This window comes from Arthrobacter sp. P1_A5, assembly GCF_056406825.1.
On record NZ_JBFTZL010000138.1, the window covers coordinates 1 to 9,965 of the forward strand.

A 9,965-nucleotide genomic window follows, 5' to 3' on the forward strand; every position below is an offset into this window, starting at 1 on the left:
GGCGGTCGCCGGAGCGTCCGCCGGCTTCGGTGCCGCTGCGGCGCGAGTCACGTCCGCCAGTGCGGCTGCCCTCGCGGGCGCCGTCACGGCTGCTCGTGCGGCTGCCTTCACGGGCGCCGTCACGGCTGCTCGTGCGGCTGCCGTCCTTTGCGCCGTCCCTTCCGCTRTCCTTTGCGCTGGTGCGCGAGTTCTTCTTGCCGGTCTCGCCGAGGTCTTCGAGGACCTCCGCGTCGACCCCGGCCAGCACACGCTTGTCGCGCGGCAGCCGGCCCTTGGTGCCTGCGGGGATGTCGAGTTCCTCGAACAAGTGGGGCGAGGACGAGTAAGTTTCCACGGGCTCGGGGTAGCTCAGGCCGAGGGCCTTGTTGATGAGCCCCCAGCGCGGCATGTCGTCCCAGTCAACAAAGGTCACGGCGGTGCCCTTGTTGCCGGCACGGCCGGTGCGGCCGACGCGGTGCAGGTAGATCTTCTCGTCTTCGACGCACTGGTAGTTGATCACGTGGGTGACGTCGTCGACGTCGATGCCGCGGGCGGCGACGTCGGTGGCAACGAGGACGTCCACCTTGTTGTTGCGGAAGGCGCGGAGCGCCTGTTCGCGGGCGCCCTGGCCGAGGTCACCGTGGATGGCGGCCGCAGCAAAACCGCGGTCCACCAGTTCCTCGGCCACCTTCGCGGCGGTGCGCTTGGTCTTGGTGAAGATGATGGTCCGGCCGCGTCCGCGGGCCTGCAGGATGCGGGCTACCACTTCCACCTTGTCCATGCTGTGGGCACGGTAGATCAGCTGGCGGATGTCGCGCTTGGTCAGGCCCTCGTCGTCCGGGTCCGCGGCGCGGATGTGGGTCGGCTGGCTCATGTAGCGGCGGGCCATGGCGATGACCGGGCCGGGCATGGTGGCGGAGAACAGGAGCGTCTGGCGGACCGCGGGCGTGCCGGCGATCAGGGTCTCGACGTCCGGCAGGAACCCGAGGTCCAGCATCTCGTCGGCTTCGTCGAGGATGACGATCTTGACGTTCTTCAGGCTCAGGTGCTTCTGCTTGAAGAGATCGATCAGGCGGCCGGGCGTGCCGACGACAACCTCGACGCCGTTCTGCAGCGCCTCGACCTGCGGCTCGTAAGCGCGGCCACCATAGATGGTGGCGATGCGGGCGTTGCGCTTCTTTGCGGCGTTTTCGAGGTCCTTGGCTACCTGGACGGCGAGCTCGCGGGTGGGGACGATCACCAGGGCCTGCGGGGCGCCGGGAACGGCCAGTTTGTCGAAGCCGGCGTCGTCGCGGCCGACGACGCGCTGCAGCGCCGGGATGCCGAAGCCGAGCGTCTTGCCAGTACCGGTCTTGGCCTGGCCGATGATGTCATGCCCTGCCAGTGCGACCGGCAGGGTCATGGCCTGGATCGGGAAGGGGTGGGTGATGCCGGCGTCGGCCAGGGACTCCACGATGTCCGCGCGGACATTGAAGTCGGCAAAGGTCTTCTCGGCAATCTCGTGCGGCTTTTCGTCCGAGATGATGGTCTCTTCGGGCTCGATGGTCTCCGTGCCGGACTCATCGGTCAGAAGCTGGTGCGTGTGCAATTCACTCACAGGGGAGTTTCCTTATTCATTTTGGGCTGCGCTGCTTGCTCAACGGGGGCGGCCGTGGTGGCCGTTCCGGAGCACGCTCAGGCGCGCAAGCAATTCCAGTGGAAGCCGATCGCGGGCTATCTAAATGCTGGCACTGGGGACCAGCGGGTGTATCTCAAGATCGCGTAGGGGCGGGCTTGTTGAATTCGAAAATCATGGAAATCAACGACCGGGCATCCATTTCTACCTCTTCAGTCTAGCTGTACAAGCCGCGGATCCTCGACTGGGCGGGTGATTGCGCCTCGGGAAGTGACCGGGAGGGCACCGGGAGCGCTGGCTGGCGACGGCGTGGGGACGGCGTCGGGACGGCCTGCGGACCGCCAGCGGGCCGTCAGCCCACGAGCTCCAGCTGGATTTCCCGTGTGGCGATGTCCGAGGACACCACCCGGACCCGGACTTTGGTGCCCGGTTCCAGTTCGCCGGGGCATCGTGCGGTCACGGCGGGCTCGGCGATCTGGACGATCCCGGACGGGCCGTTTCCGTTGCCGTTGGTCTTCCCGCCGTTGCCGTTGCTGCTGCCGTTGGCGCCCTTGGCGGGCTTGGGACCGGAGATGACGACAGCGTCGAATTCCTGGCCGACGTGGTTGACGAGCAGCGCCGCCTCAACGGTGTCCAGCGACAACCGCTCCAGTTTCGCGGCCAACTGGTCCGAGGTGCCCATGATGGCAGGGAGGGACGGCAGCGCCTCCCTGGCCCAGGCAGGAACCTCGGTGCCGTTGCTCAGGGCCTCGCAGATCACCAGGACGAAGCGGTCGACCAGCCGCCGCAACGGTGCCGTGGAATGGGCGTAGGCGGCGCCGATGGCGGACTGGACGGCGGCGTTGGGCACTGTGCCGTCGAAGGGTGTGTATCCGGCACCGCGGAAGAGCATCCCGGCTGAATGCACAATGGCCAGCTGCCGGGGGTCCGTCGGGTCAAGGGTCCGCAGGTACTCGCCATAGCGCATTTCCCCGTCCCAGGGCTTGCCGAGGGCGTGGGTCTGCCGGTGGAAGTGGCGCAGTGACGCCTCGTCCGGGGCGGGCATGGTGCGGAGGATGCCGACTTTGCCCCGGAGCATGAGCGCCGCGGCGGCCATCCCGGTCATGAGTGAAATCTGGGCGTTCCAGTCCTCCACCGGCAGCGGCGGGGCCGCCACGATCCGGTAGCCGCCGTCGGGCAGTTGCTGGATCTCCTGTTCCGGCATGTTCAGGCTCGCGCCGCCGCGCAGGCGTTCCAGTTCCACCCGTTTGAGCCCTACTTCTTTCAGCAGCTGCAGCACGGGCGCCGCGGTGCCGGCGTCGAGCTCGGCCTGGACGCCTTTGTAGTTGAGCTTCGCGCGGCTGCGGACCTGTGCCCGGCGCACGAGGACCGAGGCGACCTCTGCCGCGGCGTCGAGTTCGAACTCCCAGACGAACGCCGCGCACAGCTGCCCGGCGAGCAGGCTGCCGGCGGCCTCGCTGATGATCTCCGGATGCAGCGGAATGCGGCCGTCCGGGGTGTAAAAGGTCTGGCCGCGGCGCCGGGTTTCGGCGTCGAGCGCCCCGCCCGGGGCGACAAAGGAGGGGACGTCGGCGATGGCGTAGAAGACCTTGTAGCCGCCGTCGCTCCGTTCGATAAAGAGGGCCTGGTCCAGGTCGGTGGACGACGCCGGATCGATGGTCACGAACTCGACATGCGTGAGGTCAAGGTCCGGGAGCTTGTGCTCGGCCACTGCCGCCTCCGCGTCGCGGAGCACAACTTCGGGGAACGGGCCGGGCAGTTCCAGCGTGGTGCGCAACGCCTTGAGGGCCCCGGCAAGCTGGTTCTGCTGCTCGTGGACACTGGGGGTCAGGCGATGATGGGACACGAAAATCAGGGTAGCCCGATTTCCGCTATTAGTCTTGGATGATGAGCGCAACTGCGGACGATCCTGCCCTCTACAACAGCTTCCTTGCCGAACTGCTGGGAGTCTTGGCGTACGGCGAGCTTTCCGCCTTCGAGCGGCTGTCCTCGAGTGCCCGGTACTCGCCCACGCTGCATGACCGTGCGGTGCTGGGCAGGATGGCCGTGGTCGAGTTCCAGCATTACGAACTCGTCCGGACCCGGCTCGAGCACATGGGCCTGGATACGGAGGCCGCCATGCTGCCGTTCCAGCCCTCGGTGGACCACTTCCACGAACGCACGCGCCCGTCGGACTGGTACGAGGCCCTCATGAAGGCCTACGTGATCGACACGGTCGCCGCGGACTTTTACGGCGTCGTAGGCCGGTACGTCGACGCCGCGACCCGTAAGTTAATCGGACAGGTCCGCTCCACCGGTGAGTCCACGGCCGTGCTGCAGGCGCGCCTCAAGGCGGCCCTGGCCGATGACCCCCGGCTGGCGTCGCGCCTGGCGTTGTGGGCCAGGCGCCTGCTGGGGGAGGTACTGAACCACGCCCAGCGTGTCAGCGCTGAGCACGCGTTCCTCGGCGGACTGTCGGGGCTGGACGACGCCGGCGCCCGGGCGCTGGTCAACGGCCTGGCGGCCGAACTCGCAGCGAATCACGCGCGCCGGATGACGGAGCTGGGTCTCGCCGGATAGTTTCAGTGCCGGCCGGCATTACGGGCTGGGGACCTGCTTAGGATGCGGCGGCGTCCAACGCCGCCAGCAAGGCTCCGGCGGCGTGGGCCGGATCAGCGGCATCGGTAATCGCCCGGACCACGACGATCCGCCGGGCACCGGCATCGACTACCTGCTCCACGTTACTGAGGTCGATCCCGCCGATCGCAAACCACGGCAGCACGCTTTCGTTGACCCTGCCGGTTCCCTCCGCGTCCGCCCCGCCGATCGCCTGGGCGGCGTAGCGCACCAGATCGAGGCCGACGGCGGCGCGTCCGGGCTTGGTGGGCGTCGCCCACACGGGGCCCACACAGAAATAATCGAGCCCTCTGCGGCCGGGCGCGGCAGCGATGGCGGCGTCCACCTGCTTCGGGCTGTGGGTGGACAGGCCGATCACGGCATCCTTGCCGAGAAAGCCGCGGGCGGCGTCGAGCGAAATGTCCTTCTGGCCGACATGGAACACCGGAGCTCCGGACAGGGAGGCGATGTCCGCCCGGTCATTGACGGCCCACAGCCGCCCGTGGCGCTGCGCCGCGGTGTGCAGGACCTCCAGCAGTTCCAGCTCCTCGGAGGCCTCGAGCGACTTGTCGCGCAACTGGATGATGTCCACGCCGCCGGCGAAGGCGGCGTCCACGAAGTCCGCGAAGTCGCCGCGGTCCCTGCGGGCGTCGGTGCAGAGATAGAGGCGGGCGGTGGTGTGGAGAGGGTCCTGGCTCATGGGACCAGCCTAGTTCCTCTAAACTGGGCGCATACCGCGGGAGCCCGCAGCAGCCATATCGCCGCTGCCCGGCTGAGAGGGCGTCAGAGCCGACCGCTTGACCTGATCCGGCTAGTACCGGCGTAGGGAAGGAATTTTTCATGGGCACACGAGCAGGCCGTGCAGCCGGAGCCGCAAATGACGCCGCCGCCCAGGTTTGTGACACAGGGCCCGGTACCGCAGAGGGAATCATCGCGGGGGATACGAGTGCCGACGTGGCCGTGATCGGTGGCGGGGTGATCGGCCATGGCATCGCGTTCGAGGCCATGCGCTCGGGCCGATCCGTGGTCCTGATCGATGATGCTCCCGGCAGCGGAGCCAGCTGGGCCGCCGCCGGCATGCTGGCCCCCGTGAGTGAACTGCACTACCAGGAGGAACAGCTCCTGGAACTGATGCTTGAGGCCTCCCGGTTGTGGCCAGGATTCGCTGCGGCTCTCGACGCCGGTGCCGCCGGCGGGGATTCCCCGGCGGGTACCGGCTACTTAACGACGCCGACCCTGGCAGTGGGGGCCGACGCGGCCGACCGGCGCGCRCTCGCGGACTTGAGGGAAGTCCAGCAGGCAAGCGGCCTGGCCGTGGAGCCACTGACAGTGCGCGAGGCACGCACCCGGGAGCCCCTGCTGAGTCCCGGCATCTCGTGTGCCTTCGACATCCCGGCCGACCACCAGGTGGACCCCCGCCTGCTGATCACCCGGCTCGCCGGCGTACTCGGAGCGGAAGGCGGCAACTTCGTCCGGCGGCGCGCGGCGGGCCTGCTGTGGCAGGACGGACAGGTGGCGGGTGTGCGGTTGGCCGGCGGCGGTTCCGTGCGGGCTGCGGAGACCGTGGTGGCCAACGGGCTCGGCGCCGCCGCGCTCGAGGAGCTTCCGGCCGGGCTGGCGCTGCCGCTGCGGCCCGTCTACGGCGACATCCTCCGGCTTCGCGTGCCTCCGCATCTGCAGCCGCTGCTCACGGCCACCGTGCGGGGCATGGTGCGCGGCATCCCGGTGTACATCGTCCCCCGTCAGGACGGCACAGTGGTGATCGGGGCCACCCAGCGGGAGGATGGACCGTCGGATCCGCACGCGGTTTCCGCCGGCGGTATTTACCAGCTGCTGCGGGATGCCCAGCAGCTGGTGCCTGCGGTCGCCGAGCTGGAGCTTTTAGAAGCCACGGCGCGGGCGCGGCCCGGCACTCCGGACAATGCCCCGCTGCTGGGGCGGGTCGCACGAGCGGACGGCGGGGACGTCCCGGGACTCATCATCGCCACAGGATTCTTCCGGCACGGCGTCCTGCTGACCCCCGCCGCCGCCGCCGTGTGCCGGCAACTCATGGACTTCACGCCGGACCCGCGCTGGGGCGGGTTCCGCCCGGACCGTTTTTCCCGCATCCCGGTTACGTCCGGGGACAGCCCCAAGAAGGAAGCAGCATGAACATCCGACTTAACGGAACGGAGCAGAGCGTCGCCGACGGCGCCTCCGTCTCCACACTCGTCACCCAGCTTACGGGCCGGAGCATCGGCCCCGACGGCCGCGCCGCCGACGGGCGGAAGCTCGGTGTCGCCGTCGCCCGCAACGCCGAAGTGGTGCCGCGCAGCCAGTGGCACGCCACGGCGCTCGCCGACGGCGACGACGTCGAACTCGTCACGGCAGTCCAGGGAGGATGACCAGCATGAACGAGACGACATTCGCAGGAACACAGGCCGTCCCCATGACAGGTGCGGTGGCCGATCCGTTCGTGGTCGACGGCGTAAGGCTCGGCTCCCGCCTCATCATGGGAACCGGCGGTGCCCCGAGCCTGGACGGGCTCGGGGCGGCGCTGGTGGCGTCCGGGACGGAGCTGACCACGGTGGCGATGCGCCGCTATTCGCCAGCGGAGACGGGCTCGCTGTTCCAGCTGCTCGAGGACCATCAGATCCGGGTGCTGCCGAACACGGCAGGCTGCTTCACCGCCAAGGACGCCGTCCTCACCGCCGAACTGGCGCGGGAGGCCCTGGAAACGGACTGGGTCAAGCTCGAAGTCATTGCCGACGAGCACACACTGCTGCCGGACGCCGTCGAACTCGTGGACGCAACCGAACAGCTCGTGGCCCGAGGCTTCAAGGTCTTCGCCTACACGAACGACGACCCCGTGCTTGCCCTCCGGCTCGAAAACCTCGGCGCGACGGCCGTGATGCCGCTGGGCGCCCCGATCGGCACCGGACTGGGCATCCTGAACCCGCACAACATCGAGCTGATCGTCTCGCGCGCGTCCGTGCCCGTGGTGCTGGATGCCGGGATCGGCACGGCCTCGGACGCTGCCCTGGCGATGGAACTCGGCTGCGACGCTGTGCTGTTGGCTACGGCGGTGACCCGTGCGCAGAATCCGGTGCTCATGGGCGAGGCCTTCAAACATGCCGTCATCGCCGGCAGGCTAGCGAAAGCGGCCGGCAGGATCCCGCGGCGGGAACACGCACTGGCGTCCTCGGCAATGGAAGGCCGGGCCGAGTTCCTCTAACGTCGTTCCTCTGAAGCCTCCCGGGATTGGGCGGGCTGGCCCGGTTCCCGGGGCCAGCATCCCCAAGAACCCCAACGAGTCCTCACCGCATGGCTCGCACAAGGCCGTCATGGCCGAAAGCGGGCACCTACATAACGAGCACCTAAATAACTGGGCGCTACTGGTCGGGGCGGAAGTAGGTGTTCCGTCGGGGTGTCCGGGCGGGGTCGAGATGGGGTGGCGGGATGAACCAGGGGATCCCGGTGCGCATCTGGATGCTCCAGTGTTCCTTATGGATCACGTGGTGGTGATGGGAGCAGAGCAGGGTTCCGTTGCCGGTTCCGGTGGTTCCGCCGCGGGACCAGTAAGTGATGTGGTGGGCCTCGCACCAGGGCGCCGGAATGGTGCATTGCGGGAAGGCGCAGCCCCGGTCCCGGGCCGTGATGGCCTTGCGGATGTGGGGCGGGAAGACCCGGGAGGCGCGGCCGATGTCCAGGACCTGGCCCTCGCCGCCGAGGACGACCGGGATGATGTCGGCGTCGCAGGCGATTTTGCGGATGGTCGATGCGGTGACGGGGCCGGTGAACAGCAGCGTCCCGGTGCCGTGTCTGGTTCCGGTGCCGTGCTGTGCGGTGTTGGCAGCGGCGCCTGCTTCGGCGGGAGTCGTCCCGAGCCGGGTGAGCAGGCCCCGGTAATCGATGGTGGCCATGATCTGCGGCCGGAGCCCGCCCGCGGCGGGCAGCCCTCCGGTGGCGAGGGCTGCTTTGCACGCGCCGACGAGGCCGTCGAGCAGCTTCTGCGGCCGGGAGCGGAGGTCCAGGGGAGGCAGTGCGGCGTGCTGTTCGGCCGTGGCGGGCTCGTCAGACGGGCCGGGCTCGTCGGCCGCTTCGGACCCGTCGCCCGGTCCGGCCTGCGCCGTGTTGCCGGTGGCGGTGCCTTCGCCGGTGTCGGGGCCGGTGCGGGGGTTGGTGGCGGTGTTCATCACTGTCACCAGGTGTTCGAACTGGTCTGTGGTGGCGAAGATTTCCAGGTGCTGCAGGCCGTGCCGGGGTTTGCGGAGGAAGGCGCCCTGGAGCYGGCGGAGCAGTTCCTCGGAGGGTTCGGCGCCGTCCTGGTCCAGCGCCTCGGCCCAGCTGCGGCTGACCCGGGCCAGGAAGTCGGCGTCGTTCTCGGCCGCGGTGCGGGTCAGGGCGTGTTCCATCGCCGCCGCGGCCTCCGGGAGGCAGCTGTGCCGGACCCGGTCCAGGGCGAGCGTGATGACGGTCGCGGTCCGGGACGCGATCTCGCCGGCCGCGACGGCRGCKSCGAGCTCCGGGTGTACGGGCGGGATGGGCCGGCCGGCGAGTCCCTGCCGGGGCAGCAGCGTGTCGGCSAGGCMGAGYCGGCGCYTGGCCTCCGCGGCGCCGATCCGCAGCCGCGCCCGCAGGAACTCCGCCGTGTTCCGGTACCCGTCATCCAGCACCGATTCCGGCACTGCCGGTTCCGCCGTTCCGGGGGCGCCGGCGGGCGCCGCCGCAACGGACGTGCCGGCGGGAGCAGCTGCAACAGACGTGCCGGAGGGAACCAAGGACAAGGACGTGCCCGCGGGAGCCGAGGCCAAGGAGGTGCCGGCGGGTTCCGCGGTGCCGGGTGCGCCGGTCTGCCACCCGGCGGGGCTCTCGCGCCAGCCGGTGGTCCACGCGGTGACCGCCCCCGCTACAGCCCCCGTGGCCACGGCGGCGGACTGCTTCCGGGTCCGGTCCACGGCGGCCGCCGCGACGAGCTGCAGATACTCCACCGCGCGGGAGACTTCCTCCACCTGTCCGGCGAAGTCCGACGCGGCCCGGAAGCCCCATGACCCCGCATCCTCCACCGCCGTCGAACCCACCGCCCGCAGCGCGGTCAGGGCGGCGTCCAGACCGGATTGCCCGACCGGGGCTGCACCCCGGTCCGTGCCCTGCGCCTCGTCCTCGCAGGCGGTGAGATCCCTGATGAAATCCCTGACGGCTTCCATGGCTCGAGTCTATTTGAGGGCTCCGACAAAAGTGATGGGCACGGTTCCGCCTCGGAGTGACTCCGGTACGGTGCACCCGGCCGAACCCCAAACGAACTGTGACCACGCACCCCGTTGGGTGCGTGGTCACGGTTGCGCGCGGAAAACAGCTGCGCGGGGCTAAAGAGCTAGAGCTTCAGGATGCTGGTGAGCCGCTCGGTGTCCTGCCTCGTCCGGGCCTTGCCGAGATACACCACGGCCGCGATCGAGGCCGCAGTGCCCAGGACCATTGGYAGAATCCACGGGATCCAGGTCAGGCCCGGCTGGTAGCCGAATCCGGCCGCTATGAAGATGATCCAGCTGAGCATACCGACGGATGCAGCGACTCCCGCGGGGACGGCGACGCCGTACTTCTGGTGCCGTTTGTCGTTGGCCCACACCACGAAACCCGCAGCCACGGTCACCATGGCGACCACAATCAGGGAAAGCATTCAGGACACCTCACGATGGAGAAACTGCGATGAAGGAACGGTGGTGGGAAGAACGGGCTAGAGGGCACCGAAGCCGACGCGGCGGGCCTCTTCTGCGCCGATTTCCACGTAGCCCAGAAC

The 9,965-nt window shown here is 69.1% G+C and carries 9 protein-coding genes and 1 riboswitch; of the genes, 4 read left to right on the forward strand and 5 right to left on the reverse strand.

The window, feature by feature from the left end:
* Together AC1D1S_RS15835 and AC1D1S_RS15840 are read right to left on the reverse strand one after the other, a co-directional pair.
* Nucleotides 1-1,576 (reverse strand): DEAD/DEAH box helicase (locus AC1D1S_RS15835; protein ID WP_476994891.1); only part of this gene is annotated, 1,576 nt, incomplete at its 3' end.
* Between the two features lie 370 nt (nt 1,577-1,946).
* Entirely contained in the window at nt 1,947-3,440 is a 1,494-nt protein-coding gene (locus tag AC1D1S_RS15840; protein ID WP_476994892.1) for an RNB domain-containing ribonuclease, read from the reverse strand.
* Between the two features lie 38 nt (nt 3,441-3,478).
* On the opposite strand from AC1D1S_RS15840, the gene AC1D1S_RS15845 reads away from it, so the two are divergent.
* Nucleotides 3,479-4,153, forward strand: a complete 675-nt coding sequence (locus AC1D1S_RS15845; RefSeq protein WP_476994893.1) for a ferritin-like fold-containing protein — start codon at nt 3,479-3,481, stop codon at nt 4,151-4,153.
* Between the two features lie 37 nt (nt 4,154-4,190).
* On the opposite strand, the gene thiE is transcribed toward AC1D1S_RS15845, so the two are convergent.
* Nucleotides 4,191-4,889 carry a thiamine phosphate synthase gene (thiE, locus tag AC1D1S_RS15850; protein ID WP_243182241.1) on the reverse strand — a complete coding sequence of 233 codons (699 nt, stop codon included), beginning with the start codon at nt 4,887-4,889 and terminating at the stop codon, nt 4,191-4,193.
* Nucleotides 4,890-4,915: 26 nt separating this feature from the next.
* Nucleotides 4,916-5,036: riboswitch (TPP riboswitch) on the forward strand.
* Here thiE and thiO point away from each other — a divergent pair.
* The 3 genes from thiO to AC1D1S_RS15865 all read left to right on the forward strand — a co-directional run bounded on the left by thiO (nt 5,030) and on the right by AC1D1S_RS15865 (nt 7,403).
* Nucleotides 5,030-6,340 carry a glycine oxidase ThiO gene (gene thiO / locus AC1D1S_RS15855; RefSeq protein WP_476994894.1) on the forward strand — a complete coding sequence of 437 codons (1,311 nt, stop codon included), beginning with the start codon at nt 5,030-5,032 and terminating at the stop codon, nt 6,338-6,340. Its footprint overlaps the riboswitch before it by 7 nt.
* Nucleotides 6,337-6,573: a sulfur carrier protein ThiS gene (thiS, locus tag AC1D1S_RS15860; protein ID WP_028278094.1), complete on the forward strand. Its 237-nt coding sequence runs from the start codon at nt 6,337-6,339 to the stop codon at nt 6,571-6,573. Before thiO ends, thiS begins: the two co-directional genes overlap by 4 nt.
* Before the next feature lie 5 nt (nt 6,574-6,578).
* On the forward strand, nt 6,579-7,403 hold the full coding sequence (locus tag AC1D1S_RS15865; RefSeq protein WP_079550362.1) for a thiazole synthase: 825 nt from the start codon (nt 6,579-6,581) through the stop codon (nt 7,401-7,403).
* Between the two features lie 157 nt (nt 7,404-7,560).
* On the opposite strand, the gene AC1D1S_RS15870 is transcribed toward AC1D1S_RS15865, so the two are convergent.
* Nucleotides 7,561-9,375, reverse strand: a complete 1,815-nt coding sequence (locus AC1D1S_RS15870; RefSeq protein ID WP_476994895.1) for a DUF222 domain-containing protein — start codon at nt 9,373-9,375, stop codon at nt 7,561-7,563.
* Between the two features lie 167 nt (nt 9,376-9,542).
* Nucleotides 9,543-9,845 (reverse strand): hypothetical protein, encoded by a 303-nt coding sequence (locus AC1D1S_RS15875; protein ID WP_079552845.1) that lies wholly within the window; start codon nt 9,843-9,845, stop codon nt 9,543-9,545.
* Between the last annotated feature and the right edge of the window lie 120 nt (nt 9,846-9,965).